The sequence below is a fragment of the Paenibacillus flagellatus genome (assembly GCF_003217775.1).
GTDB classification, from domain to species: domain Bacteria; phylum Bacillota; class Bacilli; order Paenibacillales; family NBRC-103111; genus Paenibacillus_AB; species Paenibacillus_AB flagellatus.
On sequence record NZ_QJVJ01000002.1, the window covers coordinates 518177 to 539562 of the forward strand.

Annotated in this window: 23 protein-coding genes and 1 tRNA gene; 16 read left to right on the plus strand and 8 right to left on the minus strand. The window is 62.0% G+C overall.

Going from position 1 to position 21386, the window contains the following annotated elements; translation table 11 throughout:
• Positions 1-32: 32 nt before the first annotated feature.
• Positions 33-1121, plus strand: a complete 1089-nt coding sequence (locus DLM86_RS05780) for a polysaccharide deacetylase family protein (protein WP_110839011.1) — start codon at positions 33-35, stop codon at positions 1119-1121.
• Positions 1122-1164: 43 nt separating this feature from the next.
• Positions 1165-1764: a YdeI/OmpD-associated family protein gene (locus DLM86_RS05785; RefSeq protein WP_110839012.1), complete on the plus strand. Its 600-nt coding sequence runs from the start codon at positions 1165-1167 to the stop codon at positions 1762-1764.
• Positions 1765-1906: 142 nt separating this feature from the next.
• On the opposite strand, the gene DLM86_RS05790 is transcribed toward DLM86_RS05785, so the two are convergent.
• Positions 1907-3070 carry a GGDEF domain-containing protein gene (locus DLM86_RS05790; protein WP_110839013.1) on the minus strand — a complete coding sequence of 388 codons (1164 nt, stop codon included), beginning with the start codon at positions 3068-3070 and terminating at the stop codon, positions 1907-1909.
• A gap of 246 nt (positions 3071-3316) precedes the next feature.
• On the opposite strand from DLM86_RS05790, the gene DLM86_RS05795 reads away from it, so the two are divergent.
• On the plus strand, positions 3317-4450 hold the full coding sequence (locus DLM86_RS05795) for a glycosyltransferase family 4 protein (protein ID WP_110839014.1): 1134 nt from the start codon (positions 3317-3319) through the stop codon (positions 4448-4450).
• A gap of 156 nt (positions 4451-4606) precedes the next feature.
• Here DLM86_RS05795 and DLM86_RS05800 read toward each other — a convergent pair whose 3' ends face one another.
• From DLM86_RS05800 to DLM86_RS05810, 3 genes are read right to left on the minus strand one after another with little or no spacing between them, the layout of a single operon-like run.
• Positions 4607-6160, minus strand: coding sequence for a polyamine aminopropyltransferase (locus tag DLM86_RS05800; RefSeq protein WP_110839015.1), 1554 nt, complete (start codon positions 6158-6160; stop codon positions 4607-4609).
• 10 nt (positions 6161-6170) lie between these two features.
• Positions 6171-6563 carry a DUF350 domain-containing protein gene (locus DLM86_RS05805; RefSeq protein ID WP_110839016.1) on the minus strand — a complete coding sequence of 131 codons (393 nt, stop codon included), beginning with the start codon at positions 6561-6563 and terminating at the stop codon, positions 6171-6173.
• A 19-nt stretch (positions 6564-6582) separates the two neighbouring features.
• Positions 6583-7164, minus strand: a complete 582-nt coding sequence (locus DLM86_RS05810) for a DUF4247 domain-containing protein (protein WP_158289347.1) — start codon at positions 7162-7164, stop codon at positions 6583-6585.
• 265 nt (positions 7165-7429) lie between these two features.
• Here DLM86_RS05810 and DLM86_RS05815 point away from each other — a divergent pair, with 265 nt between their 5' ends.
• The 3 genes from DLM86_RS05815 to DLM86_RS05825 are packed head-to-tail and all read left to right on the plus strand — an operon-like array spanning position 7430 to position 11876.
• Entirely contained in the window at positions 7430-8725 is a 1296-nt protein-coding gene (locus DLM86_RS05815; RefSeq protein ID WP_158289348.1) for a metallophosphoesterase family protein, read from the plus strand.
• Positions 8722-10233 carry an AAA family ATPase gene (locus tag DLM86_RS05820; protein WP_158289349.1) on the plus strand — a complete coding sequence of 504 codons (1512 nt, stop codon included), beginning with the start codon at positions 8722-8724 and terminating at the stop codon, positions 10231-10233. Before DLM86_RS05815 ends, DLM86_RS05820 begins: the two co-directional genes overlap by 4 nt.
• The gene (locus tag DLM86_RS05825; protein WP_110839020.1) at positions 10185-11876 is read left to right on the plus strand and encodes an AAA family ATPase; all 1692 of its coding nucleotides are present in this window, start codon (positions 10185-10187) and stop codon (positions 11874-11876) included. Before DLM86_RS05820 ends, DLM86_RS05825 begins: the two co-directional genes overlap by 49 nt.
• A 206-nt stretch (positions 11877-12082) precedes the next feature.
• Here DLM86_RS05825 and DLM86_RS05830 read toward each other — a convergent pair whose 3' ends face one another.
• The gene (locus DLM86_RS05830) at positions 12083-13018 is read right to left on the minus strand and encodes a DMT family transporter (protein ID WP_110839021.1); all 936 of its coding nucleotides are present in this window, start codon (positions 13016-13018) and stop codon (positions 12083-12085) included.
• A gap of 170 nt (positions 13019-13188) precedes the next feature.
• Between DLM86_RS05830 and DLM86_RS05835 the strand changes: the two genes are divergently transcribed.
• Together DLM86_RS05835 and DLM86_RS05840 are read left to right on the plus strand one after the other, a co-directional pair.
• The gene (locus tag DLM86_RS05835) at positions 13189-13470 is read left to right on the plus strand and encodes a hypothetical protein (RefSeq protein ID WP_110839022.1); all 282 of its coding nucleotides are present in this window, start codon (positions 13189-13191) and stop codon (positions 13468-13470) included.
• Positions 13471-13564: 94 nt separating this feature from the next.
• Positions 13565-14014 (plus strand): hypothetical protein, encoded by a 450-nt coding sequence (locus DLM86_RS05840; RefSeq protein WP_110839023.1) that lies wholly within the window; start codon positions 13565-13567, stop codon positions 14012-14014.
• Here the strand turns inward: DLM86_RS05840 and DLM86_RS05845 are convergent.
• Complete coding sequence (locus DLM86_RS05845; RefSeq protein WP_110839024.1) at positions 13946-14986, minus strand: YkvI family membrane protein; 1041 nt, start codon at positions 14984-14986, stop codon at positions 13946-13948. The genes DLM86_RS05840 and DLM86_RS05845 overlap by 69 nt on opposite strands.
• Positions 14987-15154: 168 nt before the next feature.
• A complete protein-coding gene (locus DLM86_RS05850) occupies positions 15155-15880 on the minus strand; it encodes a DUF4309 domain-containing protein (RefSeq protein ID WP_110839025.1) in 726 nt (241 codons plus the stop codon).
• Positions 15881-16262: 382 nt separating this feature from the next.
• Between DLM86_RS05850 and DLM86_RS05855 the strand changes: the two genes are divergently transcribed.
• The 5 genes from DLM86_RS05855 (at position 16263) to DLM86_RS05875 (ending at position 18485) form a co-directional block, all read left to right on the plus strand.
• On the plus strand, positions 16263-16832 hold the full coding sequence (locus tag DLM86_RS05855) for a xanthine phosphoribosyltransferase (RefSeq protein ID WP_110839026.1): 570 nt from the start codon (positions 16263-16265) through the stop codon (positions 16830-16832).
• A gap of 81 nt (positions 16833-16913) precedes the next feature.
• Positions 16914-17240 carry a hypothetical protein gene (locus tag DLM86_RS05860; protein WP_110839027.1) on the plus strand — a complete coding sequence of 109 codons (327 nt, stop codon included), beginning with the start codon at positions 16914-16916 and terminating at the stop codon, positions 17238-17240.
• 111 nt (positions 17241-17351) lie between these two features.
• Positions 17352-17564, plus strand: coding sequence for a hypothetical protein (locus tag DLM86_RS05865; protein WP_110839199.1), 213 nt, complete (start codon positions 17352-17354; stop codon positions 17562-17564).
• A gap of 58 nt (positions 17565-17622) precedes the next feature.
• Entirely contained in the window at positions 17623-18327 is a 705-nt protein-coding gene (locus DLM86_RS05870) for an adenosylcobinamide amidohydrolase (RefSeq protein WP_158289350.1), read from the plus strand.
• Positions 18328-18401: 74 nt separating this feature from the next.
• A tRNA-Leu gene (locus DLM86_RS05875) sits at positions 18402-18485 on the plus strand.
• A 117-nt stretch (positions 18486-18602) separates the two neighbouring features.
• Here DLM86_RS05875 and DLM86_RS05880 read toward each other — a convergent pair.
• The gene (locus tag DLM86_RS05880) at positions 18603-19103 is read right to left on the minus strand and encodes a CBO0543 family protein (protein ID WP_110839029.1); all 501 of its coding nucleotides are present in this window, start codon (positions 19101-19103) and stop codon (positions 18603-18605) included.
• A 559-nt stretch (positions 19104-19662) separates the two neighbouring features.
• On the opposite strand from DLM86_RS05880, the gene DLM86_RS05885 reads away from it, so the two are divergent.
• The 3 genes from DLM86_RS05885 (at position 19663) to DLM86_RS05895 (ending at position 21372) form a co-directional block, all read left to right on the plus strand.
• The gene (locus tag DLM86_RS05885; RefSeq protein ID WP_245954364.1) at positions 19663-20214 is read left to right on the plus strand and encodes a DUF3231 family protein; all 552 of its coding nucleotides are present in this window, start codon (positions 19663-19665) and stop codon (positions 20212-20214) included.
• A gap of 60 nt (positions 20215-20274) precedes the next feature.
• The gene (locus tag DLM86_RS05890) at positions 20275-20562 is read left to right on the plus strand and encodes a hypothetical protein (RefSeq protein ID WP_110839031.1); all 288 of its coding nucleotides are present in this window, start codon (positions 20275-20277) and stop codon (positions 20560-20562) included.
• A 141-nt stretch (positions 20563-20703) separates the two neighbouring features.
• Positions 20704-21372, plus strand: coding sequence for a DUF1361 domain-containing protein (locus DLM86_RS05895; protein WP_110839032.1), 669 nt, complete (start codon positions 20704-20706; stop codon positions 21370-21372).
• Positions 21373-21386 lie beyond the last annotated feature (14 nt).

Below are 21386 nucleotides of genomic sequence, written 5' to 3' on the forward strand. Positions count from 1 at the left end.
GGCGGTGACCGACAGACAGAGGAGCGCCCTCCATGAACAAAGTATCGTTTTATATGCCTCTTGCGTTTGCGGGTGCGCTTGTCATCGTGTTGTTCGCGGTATGGGCGTCTGCTCCCGGGAACGAATCGCGGGACGGCGAAAAGACCGCGATCGTCGCGAATACCGCCGGGGCCCCCACGGCTTCGACGGACTCGTCCGGCGCCTCGCGCGGTATTGACGAGCCGCCCGGACATGCAAGCGCTTTCTCGAATGGCGTTCAACCGTCCGGCACCGTTGCGATCGCCGCCGCCACCGCATCGTCCGCCGCACTTTCCGCCGATTCTCCGGCACCTCGACCGCGCGAGTACAACCTTCATCCGAAAACGGTTCGTTACCGGGATAAAGTGCTCGTGCTCATGTACCACCATATCGACGAGCGCGAAAGCATGGTTACGATCGCGCCGTCCAAATTCCGCGACCATATGAAGGCCGTTTTGGACAGCGAGTACAACGTCATCCCGATGGAAGCGTACATCGATTTCATGAAACACGGCAAGCCCGTTCCGCCGAATGCGGTCGTCGTCACGTTCGACGACGGCTACGAGTCCTTTTATACGCAGGCGTTCCCCGTGCTGAAGGAGCTCGGCATCGTCGCGACCAATTTCGTCGTCGTCAGCTACGTCGATACCGATTACCCGAAGCTGCCGTTTCTGACCTGGAAGCAGATCGGGGAGATGAAGCGGGCCGGCATGAGCTTTTATTCCCATTCGTACGATCTGCACAACAAAAAGCCGGACGCGTCGGGCTCGGACCAGCCGGCCATGACGCAGCGCAGGGCGAAGCCGCGAGCGAACCGGCTCGAGACGGACACGGAGTACAAGGAGCGGGTCGTGGCCGATTTGCTGCTGGCGGAGCAGCAGCTTCGCGATCATTTGGGCAACCAGGAGCCGATGCTCTGCTTCCCGTTCGGCGCTTACTCCGACACGGTCGTCCGATTGGCGAACGAGATCGGCATCGACATCGTGTTCACGATCAAGGAAGGGATCAATACGCGGGAGACGCGGGAAATTATGCGGATCAACGCGGGCGTGCCGTACTTGTCGGCCGAAGGCTTGGTCGCGCGCATGAACAAATTCAAGTGAGACGTAACCGGCACGCGTCAACACAAAGCGAAGGAGTCCTTGGATGATACCGGGTCAAAAAAATACGAAGATCGATCCTTATTTCAGCAAGCTGAAGAAGTGGAAGGAAGAATTCGAGCTGCTGCGAGAAATCGTTCTCGACTGCGGGCTCACCGAAGAGTTGAAGTGGATGCATCCCTGCTATACGTTCGACCATAAAAACATCGTATTGATCCACGGTTTTAAGGATTACTGTGCGCTTCTGTTCCATAAAGGCGCGCTGTTAAAAGATCACCATGGAATCCTGGTGCAGCAGACGAAAAATGTTCAGGCCGCGCGCCAGGTTCGGTTTACCGATGTTCAAGAGATTGAAGAAAAGCAGCTGATTTTGAAAGCTTATCTTGTTGAAGCGGTGGAAGTGGAGAAAGCCGGTTTGCAAGTGAACTATAAAAAGACCGCGGAATACGCCGTACCCGAAGAGCTGCAAAATAAATTCGTTGAAATTCCCGATTTGAAAACGGCCTTTGAAGCATTGACGCCGGGACGGCAAAGAGCGTATATGCTCTATTTTTCCTCTCCGAAGCAATCCAAAACCCGGGAGTCGAGGGTCGAGAAATATATCCCGCATATACTGAACGGCAAGGGAATGGACGATTCCGTATAGTTCGAAGGACCACGAGACAGCGGTCCGATTGAGAAACGGCAAAGATCGCCGACCGCCTGGCCGGGCGGGGCGATCTTCTTCCTTTTCCGAATCGCGAGAACTTCCTCCGCATGGAGACGCGCTCCATGATAATCGAGGCCGCTTACTTGGCCGCCGCGCCGAGGCTGGCGGTATATTTGACGACTTTGTTTTTGCCCGTCGTCTTGGCCGCGTACATCGCCTGGTCGGCTTGGGCGATCAACTGCTCGGCCGTTATGCCTTTGCGCGACTTGCTGTAGCCGACGCTGACCGTGACGCCCGCGTCCGCCTCGACGCGCGCCCGCACCTTCTCGGCGAACTCCGCCATGTCGACCGACGAGTCGGTGACGAGGACGACCATCTCTTCGCCGCCGAACCGGCCGGCGATGCCGATCTCCTCGCTCTCCTCGATCATGATGCCCGCGACCGTCTTCAACGCTTCGTCGCCGGCCTGATGTCCGAGCGTATCGTTCAGCTTCTTGAAGTTGTCGATGTCGCTGAACAGCACCGATACCGGGTAGCCGTGCCGGATAAACTGCCCCGCCCGGCTGAGCAAATAGCGGCGGTTGTACAATCCCGTCAGCCCGTCCGTGATCGACGACCGGTAGCTCGCTTGCATCAATTCGACGATTCGTTCGAAAAGGAGCAGGAACAGAATAAAGTAATAGAGCAGGGGCACATACAGCTCGACCAGCGTAAGCGCGGCGTTCGGAAGCTCAAGCATATACCGATTGATCAGATGGGCCAAATGGACGATAAAAAAGACGAACAGCCCGAATTTGTACGTTCGCGACTGTCCGATCAAGTGCGGCAGCGTCACGTAGAACACGAAGACGAGCAGCATCAGGTACACATCGAGACCGATTCCTTCAAGCGAAGCGAGCTGCTCCGGCGTGCCTTCGAACAGGCGCGGGACGTTGGCGCGGAACAGGGCGAGCAGCATCGTGACGAACAGGGAGAAATAAAAATAAAGGTGATGGCGTTTTTTTGTGGAATTATACAGTTGGTAGATCGCCCGGTTGATCATGATGAACGACGCCACCTCGATAATTTGCGCGGCCGCGCCGGTCCATCCCGAGGACGGCCCGCCCGAGAGCGACGTCCCGAGCAGCAGCACGTATTGAAGCAGCACGGCGGCAACCGCGATCGTAAGCGACAAATACGCCTTGCGGCGCCGGCTCGCGAACAGCCGGACCGACATGACGAAGATCATGATCAGAATGACGAGGACGCCGGTATACGAATATAGGCGAGCGTAAGATCCGAGAAAAAGCTCCGATAAATTCAAAGGAAGCCTCCGTTATTCGAGTCGATTCGACTTTATTATAACATCAGATTGAGTAAACTTCGACGAGCTTCTTCCTGATGTTGCAAGCGAAGCTACCGCTAAAGAGGGACTCGGCGACATCGTCGAAACCGCATCGATCCATTGCTTCGCTTATAACCCAGATTGAGTAAACTTCGACGAGCTTCTTCCTGATGTTGCAAGCGAAGCTACCGCCGGCCACCTGACTTGATGGGGAGACGAACGAGAATGAACATCCTGCAAGCGTTATTTTTTCCGCCGGAGCAGCCCGGCGGCGTATCGTCCATGGTTCCGTACATCCAGGAATCGTTTTTGGAGAAAGGCTGGGAAATGGAGCTGTTCTCGCTGCCGAAGCGGGTACGCTCCAAAGGCACGGAGGACGTCGAGTTCGAAACGTTCGACTGGCGCGCTTATGCCGGTCATCCCATCGTAGACAAATACATCCAAACGTACAAAGATTACGTCTGGTGGACGCGCATGCGCATCCGCAAATCGTACGATTTGATCCATGCCCATCATCCGATCGCCGGACTCGTCATGAAGCAGCTGTTTCCCGACACCCCGGTGCTGGTCACGATCCATTCCAGCTACGAGAAGGAGCTGACGCTCAACGGCAAAATCGCGCCGGGCGGTCCCGAGGAAACGTTCCTCACGTCTCTCTACGGGGAGCTCGAGCACCGGCTGGACGGCATCGTCACCGTGTCGCGGTCGTTCCAGACATACTTGTCCCGCTTCGTCCGGAACGGGGACGCCATCGGCGTCATCCCGAACGGCTTCGACGAAAGGCGGTTCCGCCCCGTCCCTCACGACAACGCGGTTCCGCAGCTCATATCCGTGTGCCGTCTCGTTCCGGCGAAAGGGCTCGATGTTTTGCTGCGGGCGTGCTCCGAGCTGAAGCGGCGGGGTCACCCGTTCGTGCTGCATCTGATCGGCGACGGTCCGATTCGCGAGGAGCTGGAACGGCTCGCGGTCGAGCTGAACATTTACGAGGAGACGATTTTTTACGGCTATATGCTCCATCCCGAAGAGTTTATGCCGTTTTTCGACGTCTTCGTCCTGCCGTCCCGGGCCGAGGCGTTCGGCTCGGTGTTCGCGGAAGCGGCGCTGTGCTGCCTCGCCCTCGTCGGGACCGACGTCGGCGGCGTGGCCGAGCAGATCGACGACGGCGTGAACGGCCTGCTCGTTCCGGTCGACGATGTGGCGGCGCTGGCCGACGCGTTGGAGAAAGTCATGTCCGATCCGACCTACCGGTACCATATGGCGCGCTCCGCCTGGCTCAAGGCGAAAAGCACGTACGCGCTCAGCCGCGTCATCGATCAGCTGCAAAAGCTGTACGTTTCGCTCGGACGGGGGAAGCCGTAAAAACGAGCCGAACGGTTGAAAGCCACCTGCCGGTCCGGTTCAATTGCCCTCATGGTAGCAAATTTCGCGAGAAAATACAAACATATGTTTGCGCGTATTGAGGTTGAAATCCGAAAAGCCCGCCCCGACCATCTCGGTCGGCGCGGGCTTTTCGCTTCAATAATGTTTCCAGCCTTCGTTGTAATACTCGATCAGGACGGGCCGGTTCATCGTATTGATCTCCAACCGGACGGGCTTGCCGCTTTCCGATAGGTCGGCATCCTGATCTTTGCCGAATTGGAACAAGCCGGGCAGCAGCTCCGTCTGCAAATAACGGGTGGCCGCCCGCAGTTCGATCGCGTGCACGTCGATCGGCCGCACGGACGCCAGCACGAACCCCCAGTCGCCCATCGAAGGAATGTCGGCGTGATAAGGGTAGGTGTTCAGCCCCGTGCTCGCGATCGTACGGCCGATGCTCCAGTACGCCTTGGTCGAATGGAAAGGGCTCGTCGCCTGAACGACGGCCGCCCCGTTGTCGGCCAGACGCGACCGCAGAATCGTATAAAACTCGCGGGTATACAGCTTGTTCAACGTCTCGTTATTCGGGTCGGGCAGATCGACGACGATGCCGTCGTACCGTTCCTCGCTCTCGGTCAAGAAGCGGTAGGCGTCGTCGTGGACGAGACGGACTCGGGCGTCGTCGAACGAGCGCCCGTTCAAGGCGGACAACAGCGGATCGTTCCGAACGAAGTCGACGAGCTCCCGGTCCAAATCGACCAACGTAATCCGTTCGACGCCCTCATACTTCGCCAGCTCGCGAAGCGCGAGTCCGTCCCCTCCTCCCAGCACGAGAATGTGTTTTCGCAAAGGGCCGGAGCCCATCAGCGGATGAATCAGCGACTCGTGGTAACGGTATTCGTCCGCCGAAGAGAACTGCAAGCTTCCGTTCAAAAACAAGCGGAGGTCGTTCTCCTTTTTCGTGACGACGACGCGCTGATAATGGGTTTGAAACGATCGGATGACGGGGTCGCGATACAGCTTGCGCTCCCAATCCGACGCATACTTCTTCTCGCCGTACAGAAAGCCGAGCGCCATTGCCGCAAGGCACGCGATGCCGATCGTCCGGTACAGCCTGTACCGCTGAAGCTCCTCGCGATAGGCGAACGTCATCCATAACCCGACCCCGACGTTGACGAACGCGACCAGAAACGCCGTTTTGATCAAGCCGAGCGACGGCCGGAGCCACAAGACGAACACGACGGTTCCGACCAGACTGCCGGCATAGTCGAAAAAAAGGATGCGGGCCGCGCTTTTGTTGAGCTGCAGGCCGACTTCGCTCGCCTTGCGGATCAGCAGAGGCAGCTCCACGCCGGTTAACGCGCCGATCAGGAAGGTGGCGGAAAATAGGAACAGCTGGGCGGTGACCGGGTCGAAGTGCGCCAGGCAAAAAAACAGCCAAAAGGTGGACGAGCCTCCGATCAGCGCGATCGCGTACTCGATCAGCACGAATTTGGCCAAGAGCGAAGCGCCGAGCCGTTCGCTCCAGGCGGAGCCCGCACCCATGCCGCTCAAAAAAAGCCCGATCGTCAAGGCGTACTGCTTGACGCCGTCTCCAAGCGCATAGCTGCCGGCCGCGCCGAGCAGCACCTCGAACACGATGCCGCAAATCGATACGATGGCGCTCGCCGTATAAAGCGGCCTCAAACGGGGGTGCGACCGATTCGTTTCCATGCGTCCCCCGTCAAGTTATGCTGGCGCCGACGATATAGGAAAACCCGATGGACAAAAAGGCGGACAGCAGCCCGACCGCGCGGTTGTCCTTGCCGATCTCCTCGTCGACGCGGATCGTTCTCGTCAAAAATTCGAAGATGTAATAGGTCAACACGAGGAAGAAAAAGCCCAATACGCCCCACACGAGCGTCTCGCCGAGCGAGTCGTTATGCTCGATCGAATAGCGGAATATGTTGCAGATGCCGAGCAGCTTCCCGCCCGTCGCCAGGGCAACGGAAACGTTGCCTTTTTTGATCTCTTCCCAATCCTTGTATTTGGTCACCAGTTCGAATACGTACAGAAACACGACGATGCACGCCGCGGATACGACGTAATACACGAGCGTATACAGATAGGGATTCATCGCTTCAACCGCCTTTGCGCTATTTTCCTTCGTCCGGTCCGCCGCCGCGATCCGGCACGTAGCCGCTCGATTCGAACAAGACGAGGTGCTCGGGCTGCACGACCGGCGCGTACCGTCCTTTCGAGTCGATAAATCCTTCATACCGGGAAAGATCGTTCAAGGGCCCCCAACGATGCTCGATTTCCGCCCGTACGCCGTGAGACTCCAACGGCTCGCCGCGCACCGCGTTGCGGACGAATTGCTTTCCCGACACTTCGATCCAGACGACGCCCGGCGCTTGCGGGTCCGCATGCACCCATACGAGATCTTTCGGGTACAGCAGCAAAACCCGGCTGTCGCTCGCTTCTCCCGTCGCTTCCGGCTCAACCCAGCCGGCGAGCTGCTCCGTTATCTGCTGGACGGAACTGTCCTTCACCCGGTAGATCTTGGACATGTTGTCGCTTTTGCCGTCGAACGCGATTTGGGGATGACCTATATCCTTAAGAAAATACGAATCTTCGATCTTTTGGCGGATTCTCGTATCCAGGATCTCTTTGCCGGCAATAAACAATAAATAGGCCACAAACCCGACGACGACCGACCAAGCGATCGTTTTGAACACGTGAGGTCGCTCCCTCCTTTCAGCAAATGCCAAACGTTATTATTTTCCAATAAAACGGATCGTCTGGCAATACAAAAATTGACAAAATTTGATCCGCGTGCATCAAGGACGCCGGTACTTTCGATCTATGCACCCCGATCGGTTCGTGCGGCATGCGGCAACGAACGGCCGGGAGAAGGGAACGCTTGTGCGCATGGAACATCCTCTGTACAATGGGAGGAGAACAAAAGCGAGCACTACACGATCAACGCGGAGGTGCGATCCGTTGAAACCGTTTCGGTTCATTCATGCGGCCGATCTTCATCTGGACAGCCCGTTCAAAGGACTGTCCGCGCTGCCGTCCGCCGTCCGCGATACGGTGCGGGAGTCGACGTTCGTCGCGCTCGGGCGGCTCGTCGAGACGGCGATCGCGGAGCGGGCCGCTTTCGTCGTCGTCGCCGGCGACATATACGACTCGTCCGACCGCTCGCTGCGGGCGCAGCTTCGGTTTCAGCGCGCCGTGGAGACGTTGGCCGAGCGGGGCATCCCCGTCTATGCGGTACACGGCAATCACGATCCGGACGACGGGCGGAAGGCGGCGCTGCGCTGGCCGGATGCGGTCCGGTTTTTCTCGTCCGCCGAGGCGGAATGCTTTGCGGTGACCGACCCGGTCCGGGGCGACCTGGCGTACGTGCACGGCTGGTCGTATCCGACGGCCGCCGTGACCGACAACCCGCTGCCGCGGTTCGGACGTCCCCGTCCGGGGGCGTTCAATATCGGGCTGCTGCACGCGAACGTGGACGGCGACGCGGACCACGACAACTATGCGCCGTGCTCGAGACGGGAGCTGGCGACGGCCGGCTTCGACTATTGGGCGCTCGGCCATATTCACGCGCGCCGCTCGTGGGGCGAACGCCCCTCCATCGTATACCCGGGCAACCTGCAGGGCAGAAGCGTCCGCGAGACCGGCCCGAAAGGCTGCTGCATCGTCGACGTCACGGCCTCGGGCAACGTCTCGGTCCGGTTCCGGGCCGCGGACGCCGTCCGCTGGTTCGCCGCGGACGTGCCGATCGACGGCGTGACGGGCGAGCAGGAGCTGCGCGACCGGCTCGAGGCGAAGATGCGCGAATGCGAGGAAGAGGCGGAAGGACGTCCCTCGATCGTCCGGTTCCGCCTCGCGGGGCGCGGCGCGCTGCATCGCGCGCTGCGTCGGCCGGGCATGCTGCAGGAGCTGGCCGAGGAGCTGCGGGAGCCGGAGCGGAGAAGGGCGGAGGCCGGAGCGGGGGAGCCGTTCGTCTGGATCGAGTCGATCCAGGCGCGGACCGCCTCCGAGCTCGATTTGCGGCAGGCGGCCGGCCGCAACGCGTTTCTCGGCGATTTGCTGCAGCTGTCCGCCGCCTTGGCGGCCGACGAGGCGGCGTGGAGGACGTTCCGCGACGAGGCGCTCCGCCCGATGGCCGACCATCCGAAGCTGGGCGCGCTGCTCGCCTCGATGGCCGAGGAGGAGCGCGAACAATGGCTGGCGGAGGCGGAGTCGCTGGCGGCCGAACTTGTCGCCGAAGAGGAGGGATGGGACGAATGAACGTGCGCGACATCCGAATCGACGCGTTCGGCGCGCTGAAGGACCGCCGATTCGCTCCCGAAGGGCCGGCGACGCTGTTTTACGGCCCGAACGAAGCCGGGAAAAGCACGCTCATGGGCTTCATCCGCGCCGTCCTGTTCGGTTTGCCCCGTTCCCCCGCTTTCGAGCGGCACGAACCGCCAAGTGGGGGGCCCTACGGGGGATCGCTGGTCATCGAGCTGCCGGACGGCACGTCGTACCGCGTCGAGCGGACGTTTTACGGCGAGTCCGCATCGGGGCGGGGCAAGCACGGTATGGGCCGGGTACGGCTGACCCGGCTTGACGCGGGCGCGGACGGGAACGTCGCTGCATCGGCTTCCGGGGGAGCCGGGGACGAGGCGCTGCTGAAGGCGCTTCTCGGGGGCGTGCAGGGGGAGCTGTTCCGCAGCGTGTTCGCGTTCGGACTCGGCGAGCTGCAGGAGCTCGGCACGCTCCAATCCGAGGAGGTGGCGGGGTTTCTGTACAGCGCCGGCTGGGGGGCGGGCGGAGCGGCTATCGCCGCTGCGGAGAAGCGTCTGGCGCAGGAGATGGACCGTCTGTACCGGCCGCGGGGCAAAAACCAGGACATCCCGCAGCTCGTCAAGCGATGGGAGGACGAGCTCGGCGGTTTGCGGCGAAGCAAGGACGACTTGTCGCGCTACGCGGCCATGAAGGACGAGCTGGAGCGGCTGGACCGCGACATCCTCGAAGCGGACGAAGCGATGCGCCGCGACCGGGAATCGTCACAGCGCGTCGACCGTTGGCGGAGAGCGCGCGAGCACGGCTTGCGCCGGCGCGAAGTGGTACGGCAGCTGAGCGGGCTTCCGGCGTTCGACCGCTTTCCCGAGGAGGCGCTCGCCCGCTTCGAGGCGAGGAGCGCGGATCGGGAACGGTGGACGGAGGAGCTTCGCGAACGCGAGGAGAAGCTGGCGGCGATCGAACGGTCGCTGGACGGAATCCGGGTCGACGAGCCGGCTCTCGACGCCCGGCCGAAGCTGGAGGCGCTGCTCGAGCGGGCGGGCTTGTACCGCGAAGCGAAAGCGGCCGCCGCCCGGGAAAGCGCGGAGGCCGACGCGGCCGAGCGCGAAGCGGCGCAGACGGCGGCCCGGCTCGGCGGCGGCTGGACGGCGGCGGAGCTCGCGGCTTACCCGCTGCCGGTGTCCGACCGGGAGCGGGTGCGCGAAGCGAAGGCGCGCCTCGCCGCGCTCGCCCGGGAGGCGGAGCTCGCCCGCGCCGAGGACGAGCGCGCGGCCGGCGAGCTGGCGGCGGCGAAGCGGCGCGCGGCGCTCGCCCGCGAGGCGCTCGCCGCGGCCGAAGCGGACGCGCCGCCGGACTGGGAGCCGTCCGCGGAAGCGATGCGGCGCAAGCTCGCGCTCCGGCCGCCGGCTCCGGAAGCCGCTTCCGCTTCGCCGCCGCGCTGCCGGCCGCAGCCGCCGTCGTCGTGCCCGCGCTGCTCTGGCTGCGCGACGACGCCGTGCTGGCGGCGGTGACGCTGCTGCTGTTCGCGGGCACGGCCGCGCTGCTGTGGCGGCGCCCGAGCGGCGCGGGCGGCCCGGCCGCGCCGGGCAGCGCCGACGGCGACGGCGGCCGCGACGCGGAGCCGTTCGCCGAGGAGCGGCGCGCGCTGCTGCGGCAGCTCGAGCAGCTGGAGCGCGTCGTGCGGGAGCGGACGCGCGGATGGCGGCTGTCCGCTACCGCGGCGCGGCAAGCGGCGGCGGCGGACGACGCGGCCGGCTCCACCGACCCCGGCGGCGATCCGCTGCCGGAAGGGTGGATGCACGAGGCGCGCGACGCCGCGGAGCGATGGCTGGCCGCGAGAAGCGCGGCGGACGAGCTTCGGCGCAAGCTGGAGGAGGCGTCCGCCGCCGAAGCGGCTCGGCGGGCGGAAGCGGACGAGGCGGCCGCCCGCCGCGGCGAGGCGGAGAAGCGTCTCGCGGCGTGGCGCGACGATTGGCAGCGGTGGCTGCGCGATCGCCGCTTCCCGCCGGAGCTGAGCCCGGACGGCGCGGCGGAATGGCTCGCGCTCGCCGAGCGGGGCAAGCAGCAGCTGCGGCGCCGCGACGAAAGCCGGCTGCGCGCGAACGCATTCGCGGCGGAGGCCGAGTCGTTCGAGCGCGACGCGGCCGCCGTCTGCGGCCCGGACGCCGAGGCCGACCCGCTGCTCGCGCTGAAGCGGAGCATAGCGCGAGCCGAGGAAGCGGCGGCGCTTCTCGCGGAGCGGGAGCGGCTCGCGCGGGAGGCGGCGGCGCTGCGCGTCGAGGCCGCGGCGCGCCGGGACAAGCTCGATCGCGTCCGCGCGCGCATCGGCGAGCTGTGGAGCGAAGCCGGCGCCGACACGGAGGAGCGGTTCCGCGAGCGCGTCCGGCTGCACGCCGAGCGGGAGCGGCTGCTCCGCGAGCGTGCGGAGCTCGAGGCGACGCTCGACTCGATGCTCGGCGCGGACGAGCGCGACGATGCCGAGCGCGCGATGCTGCGTCCGCCGGAGGAGCTGGAGGGCGAGCTGGCCCGGCTCGCGGACTCGATCGCCGGGACGGAGCGCCGGCTCGACGCGCTGCGCGACCGGCGCGGCCGGCTGCGCAACGAGATGGAGAAGCTCGAGGCCGGCGAGGAGCACGCCGAGAAGCTGCTCCGCGTCCAAGAGACCGAAGCGGAGCTGCGTCAGCTGGCCCGCCGATGGGCGGTCGGCGCGCTGGCGTCGGCGCTGTTCGGGCGGACGCGGTCGCTGTACGAAACCGAGCGGCAGCCCGCCGTGCTCCGACGGGCGTCCGCCTACGCGTCCGCCATGACCGGCGGCCGGTACGTCCGCATCGTCGCCCCGGTCGGGGAGAAGCGGCTTGTCGCCGTCACGGGCGACGGGGAGGCGGTCGACTCGTCCCGGCTCAGCCGGGGGGCGGCGGAGCAGCTGTATTTGGCGATGCGGTTCGCCTTGGCCGACGAGACGGCGCCGGCGGCATCGCTGCCGTTCGTCCTCGACGACGTCTTCGTCAACTTCGACGGGGAGCGGCTCCGGCGCTGCCTGGAGCTGGTTCCGTCGCTCGCGGAGCGGCGGCAGGTGCTGCTGTTCACGTGCCACGAGCACGTCGCGAGCGCCGCGGCGGCCGTCATCCCGGGGCTGCAGACGGTGCGGCTGTGAGCCGGCCGCAAGCCGGTCCCTTTGCCTACGGCTGCGGCCGCCGGGTCGTCGTGCGTTCGGCCGTCCGCGCTCTCCCGTTTGGCGCCCGAAATGTCGAAAAAGCCTTTGCTCCGTGTACGGCGTGTACGGGTTCAAAGGCTTTTTCGTTGTTGCGAGTGCCGGATACGAGCCGCGATCCAAAAGGGCGGCGATAACGGACACACCGTCTACCCGAGCAAACGCAGGCCGAACACGCCGGCCAGCGCGCACGCCATGCCGGCCATCTCCTTCAACGTCCACCGCTCCTTCAGAGCGAACCGGGCGTACAGCAGGACGAGCAGCACGTTCGTGGCGACGACGGCCGAGACGAGTCCGGTTACGCCGAGCTGGAACGCCGGCAGGATGAACATCATGCCGGAAATGTTGCTGATGCCGACGACGGCTCCCCAAGCGAGCGTCTTTGCGACCGGCCAAACGGGCGGTCGAGGAGGCGGCTCCGCTCGAGCCGGCTTCGATCGTACGGCGGATACCGCCGCTTCCAGCTTCGCGGCCGACCGTTCTCCCGCCGCGCGTTCGCGGGCCCGGCCGATGAACCACAGGACGCAGAACAAGACGGCGCCCGTCGCGTACATGACGAACAAGGTCGGCCATTTGTCGGCGTTCCACAGCATCGCCTGCTTCGAGGCCAGATCGGTGATGCCGAACGTGACCATGGCGAGCAGCGCCCATTCGACGCCTCGCAAGCCTCTCCAAGACAGCTCGTTCGAGTAGCGGATCAGAACGATGCCCGCCACGATGACCGCGAACGACAGCGCCTGCCAGCCGTTCAGCTTCTCGCCCCAGCGAACGTACGATACGGCGACGACGACGATCGGCGTAAGCGCGGTGAAAACGGCGACGAGCGACGCTTTGCCGACGGCGAACCCCCGGTACATCGACGCGTTGGAGACGAACGAGAAGAAGCCCATGACGAGGCCGGTCCAGACGGCGGGACTCCACGATTGCCCGAGCGCGACGGCGGCCGCGGCCGCGACGACCGCGCCGGACAAGTAGACGCCGAGCAGCATCAGGTTGCGCTCGATCGGCCGGCGCGACGTCCATTGATACAAAATGCCCCTCAGCCCGAAGCATACGGCGGCCAAGGAAGCGTACGCGAGCCACATGAACAGCGTCTCCTTCCGCACGGGAGTTCCGAAAATTTCCCCCACTATACGCGTTGAAACCGATTTCAGTCAACCGCTTTTTTCGAAACGAAAGACAAGGGGAGCCGGTTATTGTACAATAGCGGTAGTAAGCGGGGAGCGGAACGCTGTACCCGGATCGGAGGGACATCATGGATGGGGAACGAAACAAAAGGCCGGTCAAACGGGAAATCACGTACCGGGTAGGCTGGAAGAAAGGAAAGCTGGAGATCGGGGAAAACGGCCGGGTAACCGGCGCGGAGTCGGGCGTCGTCTTTCTGGAGAAGGCGCTGTGGCTTCGTCTGCTCGACCGTTACGTCTGGAAGCGGGCGCCGTTCGTGCCCGAGCGCGCCTTGCCCGCGCTGCTTTGGACGCTGCCGGCGGTCAGCTTCGGCTTCGTCTGGTGGCTCGTATATATGCTGTCCAAACCGTAACGGGCCGGAAATTAAGAGATATGATGGAGCGGCTTGCGCCATACAATGATGGGGAAGCCTATCCATTTTCGATGATCGGAAGGAGAGACATACGATGTATATCGCTTTAGCCGTCTTCGCCGGGCTGCTCGGCCTGTTCGTTACGGGAGCCGCGGTTTTCACCGCGTGGGCGTATTACGCCTCCCGCAAAAGCGGCGCCGCAGCCCCAGAAGGAGAGCCGAACCGGCCGGACGCCGCGGGCGGCCCCGAGGGACCGCCCGCAAGCTGGTTTTTGCGCTGGACCGTAGCCGACTATGCCGCGTTGTTTTTGTTCGGCTTCGGCGTCGTCTTTTTGCTGGCCGACTTGACGGGGCTGTCCGCCGACCGGGAGCAGTACCAATACCCGCCTTATCATTACGCTTACCTGCTGTGCGGCTTCGTCTTCTCGTTCATGGGCATGCTGTTCACGATCGTCCGGCTGGCGATGGTGATCCGGCTAGCGGGCCGCGCGTCCTCGCCCGGACATCATGCGTACAAACCACACCAGGCTCAGCAGGCCGAATAGCGGATACAGCGTGGAAAGCAGCTTGCTGAAGCCGATTTGTCCGATGGCGTACGTGCCGAGCAGGATGGCCGCGATGACCGGCTTCCCCGGCCATCCGGTCCGCTGGCGGATTTGCAGCGTCAGCCCGTATACGTTCGCGATATAGGTCGTGAAAATTTCGCCGAAGATGACCCCGACGAACAGCAGCTGAAAAAATCCGCCCAGCCGCGCGATCAACCGGCTCATCGGAATTTCGAACTGGGCGACGCCCGGCATTTGCGAGGCGAGCGCGTAATGGCCGGCCAGCAGCATCGCGGTTACGAGCAAGCCGCCGAGTATGCCTCCGCGGACGATCGCGGCCCGGTCGCCGACCGAGGCGCCGAGCGGAACCAATACCGCCTGTGCCGTCGCCAAATTGTACGAAGCGTACAATATCGGCGCCGTCCATACTTGCAGCGCCGGCCGGTCGGTCGAAAGCGTCAGCCAGTTGCCGGCGTTCGGGGTGCCGGCCGTCGTCATGACGACGAGTACGCAGAACAGCGCCATCAACGGGACGACGACCGTATTGACCGCCACGATCGCCTGCAGCCCTTTCGCGATGACGATATAGGCGAAGGCGAGCATGATGAGCAGACCGGCCTGGTAGGACAGTTGGAAATGCTCGTTGAACAGCGAGCCGCCTCCGGCCAGCATGACCGTCGTAATGCCGAACAGCATGACGAGCGTGAACAGGCTGAACCATTCGCCCGCCCGCGGGCCGAACAGATGCTTGTTCAAATCTTCGTACGACGCCGCGCGGAGCGTCTGCGCCAGAAGCATCATCCGGGTGCCGAGCCAGACGAACAATAGACCGGCCGCCACGATCGTCGCCGAAGCCGCCGCTCCGTATTTCGTAAAAAATTGCAATATTTCTTGTCCGGTCGCGAATCCGGCGCCGACGATCGTGCCGACGTACGTAAACGCGATCTGAATCGTTTTCCCCCAAGACTTCACCCGGCGTCCCCCCTTGTACAAACCGCGTAATAGTACAAGGTATGTAAGCGGACGACCCGGCATGACACCGAAGGGCCGTGTCGACGCACCCTCCATGGGAGCCTATGGAGGAAACCGGCGAACCTACGAAAAACCCTCTTCCGCATCGGAAGAGGGCTTCGGCGATCGTCATTTCGCGTCGGCGAACAGCTTGATCGACTGGATCGTTTCGGTTTTCGGGTCGACGTCCAGCTTCAGGATGGTGCCGCCGGCCTTGTAGTGCAGGGCGAAATTCGTATTCGTATCCGGCTTGCCGAGCGCCGTTTCCGCATCCTTCACCTTCTGGCCGAGCCGGAGTCCGTTCAGTCCCGGATTGACGTCCTTGGACGTAATTTCGATAAATTCCACGGTTTTGCCGGCATTGAAGCCGACCGCAAAGCCTTCGTATTCGACGACCGAAATCGGATCCCGTTCGTCTTCCATCACGTATTCGCTGACCGGTTCGCCGAACTTTTGCGTGACGCCCGATCTCGTGTCGGTCAGCCGAATCCCCATCAAGGCGGGCTTCTTCGCATTGTAGGACTCGATCTCGGACGTTCCCGGCTTGCTCGCCGGCGGCTTGGAGTCGGACGCGGTCTCGACTTTTTTGTCCGGCGGAACGGGGTGCGCCTCTTTCGCCGGCGGCTTCGCGTCCGGGGGCGTTACCGTCTGAGCGGAGTTGTTCGAATCCGGAGCAAGTGCGGGCGGCTGGCTCAAGAGCGACTGCTCGGGCGTCGCCGTTCCCGGCAGGAGCGCGGAGTCGATCGGTTTCGCGGGAGGCGGTTCCACGGCGTGCTTCGACGTTTCACAGCCGGCCAACAGGGCGCCGATCGTGGCGGCGGCGGCCCATAACCGGACGTTCCGGCTTATGGTCATGATCGATACTTCCTTTCGTCCGTCTCGAACGGAACAATATCATGTTACGATTGCGGCCCGGTTTTGACAAAGCCCGTAAAGGGCGGAAAAACGGGGATTTTCCTGCGGAACGCCCCCTTTTCCTCTAGCCGTACGTCCGTTCGCCGCGGGTCGTTGCCTTTCTCGATCGTCCGAGAAGGCGGCGTCTGCGCTTACGAATGAAACTTTTCCTACATACTAAGACGATTCGGGGGCCGGAAAAGTTGCATATTCGGGAGCTTTTTTTGGAATTTTGTTTCCAGTCAAGATCGCGGGCCCGCTTTCGCCCCGCGAACGTCTTGAATGTACGATCCCCGATATGGTACGGTAGATGGCAAAGACTTCAGGTTACGGAGGACAAGTTATGGATATTTTGAAACAACGCATCCTGCAGCACGGCGTCGTGCTGTCCAATCAAACGCTTCAGCTGGACGCCCTCATCAACCATCAGGTCGATCCCGCGCTCATGATGGAGCTGGGGAAAGAGTTCGCCCGCCGGTTCCGGGAGGAGCGGATCACGAAGGTGCTGACCATCGAATCGTCCGGCATCGCGATCGCCTTCGCAACCGCGCTCGAGCTCGGAGTGCCGCTCGTCTTCGCCCGGCGCAAAAAAACGTTGACCACCGACGGCGACGTCTGGTGCGAACGGGTTCCTTCCTTCACGAAAGGCATCGTCACCGACATCCTCGTGTCCAAGAGCGTATTGTCCGATCAAGACCGGGTGCTGCTCATCGACGACATTATCGCGAACGGGGATGCCGCGAGGGGGCTCGTCCGGATTTTGGAGCGGGCCGGTGCGGACTTGGCCGGCGTCGGCGTCCTCGTCGAGAAGAGCTTTCAAGCCGGAGCGCGCACGATTCGCGAGCAGGGCATCCGGTTCGAATCGATCGTGACCATCAAGTCGCTGGACAACGGAACCGTCGAATTCGAGTGACGGTAGAAGGAATTGGAGCCTTCCCACCTGCCGATTTTTCCGATATAATGTGTGATAAGGCATATGGGAGGGGGATACAATATGGGGAAAGAGCACCTGACAAGCGATTTCATGATGACGAAGCTGTCGGAAGCCAAAGTCCACTTCGAGCGGGCTCTGGACTGCAAGCATACCGAATTTGACGATCTATATCCCTATATGATCGAGCATCCTCAATTTTTCTGGTACAAACGGTACGTGGCCTGGTCCGAGCTGCTCACGATCGTCAAGCTGTGCAACGAGCTTGACATCGAGTGGAAGTCGGCGTTTTCGCAACAGCAAGCGGATTACATCGAGCGTCGCGTCATGTCGAGCAAGGTTTTGGACGAATGGTTCGAGAAGAACGATTCCAAGGAACATGTCGGTTAATTCCGTCCAACATAGCAAGAAGCGATTTTTCAAGGACCCGAATGTGCAAGCATGGGGTCCTTTCGTCTGCATACGGCCCGGCATCGGGTCGCAAACCGGGAGGGAATGGCGATGATAACGGACGAACAGCTGGACGAATACCGCGTCGCCGGCATCAAGGTGCGGGTCGTCCGCGATGCGGATCCCGCCAACGACGTGCGGGGTATCGTCGTCGCTTGGGACGACGAATCGGTTCTCATTCGGAGGCCGAACCGGAGAGTGGTCAAGCTCGACCGCGGCTATTTCATGCAGCCGGCCGAAGAGAAGCGGCCGGAAACGTTGTAGCCTTCGCCAGTAACGGCCGGACGGCCGCATGCGAAACGGCGAGAGGGGCGTTGTCGGAATGAAACGGAGAACGGCCCCGGCATCGGGGGTAAGCGCCGCGAAAACAAAAGCGGGGGACGGCGGCCATTTGACCGTCAAGGCGGAATTCCCGCTGTACGCGCTCAATTCGTCCGTATGGGGCGGCGGGTTTCGATCCGTCCGGACGATCGTCAACCGTCAAGTGGCGAAATCGTACATGTGCGACGATCCGGAAGCCGAGATGGAGACGTACTTGCGGCGTCACGGCTTCGTGCCGGACGATACGGCGGCGATGCTGACGGCGGCATTCGTGGAGGAAGCGGGAGAATGCCATCTCGAGCGGGACGGGCTGATCGTCTCGGCCTGGGTGACGGCGGGGCTCGGCAACACGGCGCGAGCCGGGACGACGGAAGGCGCGGACCGGCTGTACCCGGGGACGATCAATACGATCGTCGTCGTCGACGGCCGAATGACGGAGGCGGCTCTCGTCAACGCGGTCATCACGGCGACCGAGGCGAAGACGGCGGCGCTGCAGGATTTGCGCGTCACCGCCGGTAGCGGAACGTCGACGGCTACGGGGACGACGACGGACGCCGTCGTGATCGCGTCGACCGGCCGCGGGGAGCGGTACCGGTACGCGGGCACGGCGACGACGGTCGGCTTCTTGATCGGCGCGTCGGTATACGAAGCGACAGCGGCCGCTTGCCGCGCGTATCGTGCGTATCGGGCGGGAAGCCCCGGATAAATGAAATTGACCCGTTGACTATTGTCCCCCGTCTATGCTATATTAAATCTTGTCGTCACCGACGACAATCATACGCGGTCGTGGCGGAATTGGCAGACGCGCTAGATTCAGGTTCTAGTGGTGTAACAGCCGTGGAGGTTCGAGTCCTCTCGACCGCATATTCAAAAACCCTTGTCCTACAAGGGTTTTTGTTTTTGTATGCATTTTTTTAGCAAATCCGCCAAGCAGGTTGGGGACAAAATGGGGACGTATTGCAATCGTCGAGCGCCCCCGATTCATGTTCCCTCTCCCGCCTGTTTGCGAACCCAATAGTCCACGAAAGCTTTGGCCGCCGTACCCAAGACGATGTAAAAGAGAAAGGAGTACGAATAGTTCCATTCATCGTATTCCACCGCCTTCACCCATACCGAAAACGGCTCCCCGACATAGGCGAACAGGAGCGCTTGACCGACCAAGGCGAGCAAAAACGGTTTCCACGATCGAACATATTGATAGATCAGCATTTGCGCAACGGGGACCGGGGAAAAGTCGAAAGGCATCGCGATCAAGCTGTAAGGCACGAATTTGACGGGATAGGACCACAGTCCGGCTTCGGCCCCCAAATCGTCCAGGAAGGCGGTTACGATCAGGACGAATAGCCCGAAGAACCAGACGGAAAGCGATCTTTTGCGGTCGAGCAGCAAGAAAAACAAAACCCAGGGAACAACGACGACCCCCAATTCGAACCACCAGGGCCATGTGAACAAATCCTGCTCTTTCCACGAATAAAACGACATATGCGCAAGATGCCTTTGGACTAAAAGGAGCCCCACATACATAGCTGTCACCCGGTTTCGCTGTTTGTCGGCGTTCTTGGAACGTAGTATGTTCCCGAAAGCCGGGGATCAATCGGGATCGCCGGAGGAAAGCTGCCTGAGCCGCGCTCCGGCGGGTCGAACCGGTTGCCGGCAAAGCGTCCGGCCCGAAGGCGCCGTCGATTCGCGCGATGCGAACGGCAGCGCCGTTTGCCGGAATGGCGTTATGGTTACCGCTTCACGCAGACGATTTTGGGGCAATATTGAACCATGCCGTCCCATGTCCCCCACATGCACCCGCGGCATTTTTGCGGTTGTCTCGGCCGCACCTCAATGGGCAATTTATTCATTTCGTTTCCCCCCTCAAGCGACAATTGTGATTTTGGCGACTCATCCATATTTCCCATTATATTGAAAATGTATGAATGGATTTTTGTTTCCTCAGCCGATGGTTTCCGCGGCACGTTTTGCCGAAAGCGCGGATATTCGATTCCGACATGGAGCAACTTACCGATAAAGATTATAAGGAGGATTGCATTTGGTGAATGTATTCGAAGCCGCGATCGACGTCATCAAAGATTGGATCGACGACGAACCGAAAGATCCGCTGCATGTGGGCGAAGTGATGGGGTGTTGGATCTATTTGGGAGGCCTGGAGGAGGCCGCTTCCATGGTTCAAGCGGGACTGAACACGACGACGGACGGCGACCTCGTCCATGCATTGAAGCAGGACCAACAGTTGGGCGAAGACCAGCGGAAACGTCTGACGGACTTTATGATCCGGGAAGGAATCTCTCTCCCGCCGGCCAGCGAAACGAAGCCGAAATCGAATCCGAACGATATTCCGCTCGGCGTCAAGCTGACGGACGACGAGATCGCCAACGGGCTCTCCATCAAGATCGCTTCTCTGATCATGAATGCGGCGGCCGGTGCGACGCAATCGATCCGCAACGACGTCGGATTGATGTTTGCGCAATTTCAAGCGGAGAAAATGGCCTTTGGCGCCTCCTTAAAAGCATTGATGCGAAAACGAGGATGGATCAAAATCCCTCCGTACTATTACCCTCCGGGACGGCCGGGTCAATCGTCTTGAGCAGTCGGACCGTATAGCGCCACGAAACCCGCGCAACCTAAGGGCGAAGGAGGAATCGATATGGAGCCCACTCTGATCGAAACGTTCAAAGACTACTATTTCGACTATCGCGCCGTTGCCGACGCGGACACCAGCTTCGAGGACGCGCTGTCGGCGCTGACGTTCGCCGTCGTCGAGCGGACGGGCGATTACGCCGAAGCGGGCGATTTGGACAGCATCCGCAACCTCGTCCGCGAGTTCCGCGAAATCCGGTTGTCGACGCAAGGCAGCAACGACTCGGTGAAGGAGCGGTTCGAGCGGGAATTCGCCCTGCGTTCGGGACGAACGGAGGAAACGCCGCTTCATTGAACGACAGCACGCACGAGACTTCCGAATCGTCCGGCAGAGCCGGCGGCGGAAGTCTTTTTCGCGTTTGCCGACGTTTTGCGAATTCGCCGCCGATCCGGTAAGATGGTAATAATTTGATCGAGACGGAGGAGGAGACGGTCGATGGATTTGCGCAGGCTCGTCTATGCGCTCGCCGCCGCCAGCGCGGTATGCGCGGCGATGGTGGCGCTTCGGGCGGTTCGTTTTAACGAGACGACGTACGGGTGGCTGATCGTGCCGAATTTGGCGCTCGCCTGGATTCCGCTGGCGGCGTCGCTGCTGGCTCGCCGTGCGCTCACGGGGAGGCGGAGCGTCGGGGCGGCGGCGATCGTCTGGGGGATCGTCTGGCTCGCCTTTTATCCGAACGCGCCTTATATCGCCACCGACTTGATCCATCTGAGCTGGGCGAGCGAGAAGTCGACGCTGTACTACGATTTGTCGTTCAACATGCTGGCCGCCACGATCGGCTGGCTGCTCGGCGCCCTGTCGCTCCGCCTGCTGCACGTCGAGGTGATCGCCCGCTACGGGACGACGCCGGGAGCGATTGTTGCGGCTGTCGCGATCGGGCTTGGCGCCGTCGGCGTCTACTTGGGCCGCGTGCTGCGCTGGAACAGCTGGGACCTGGTCCTTCACCCGCTGGACGTGCTGGCCGATTCGGCCGAGCTGCTGCGGAAGGCCGAGGCGGTCGAGTTCATCGCCGCGTTCGGCTTGTTCCAAGCGGCGCTTTACGCCGTTTTTTGCTTCGTCGTACCGTACAAGCGCTCTTTACTTCCGACATCCGGTTCTCTATAATGAATGAAACCGAA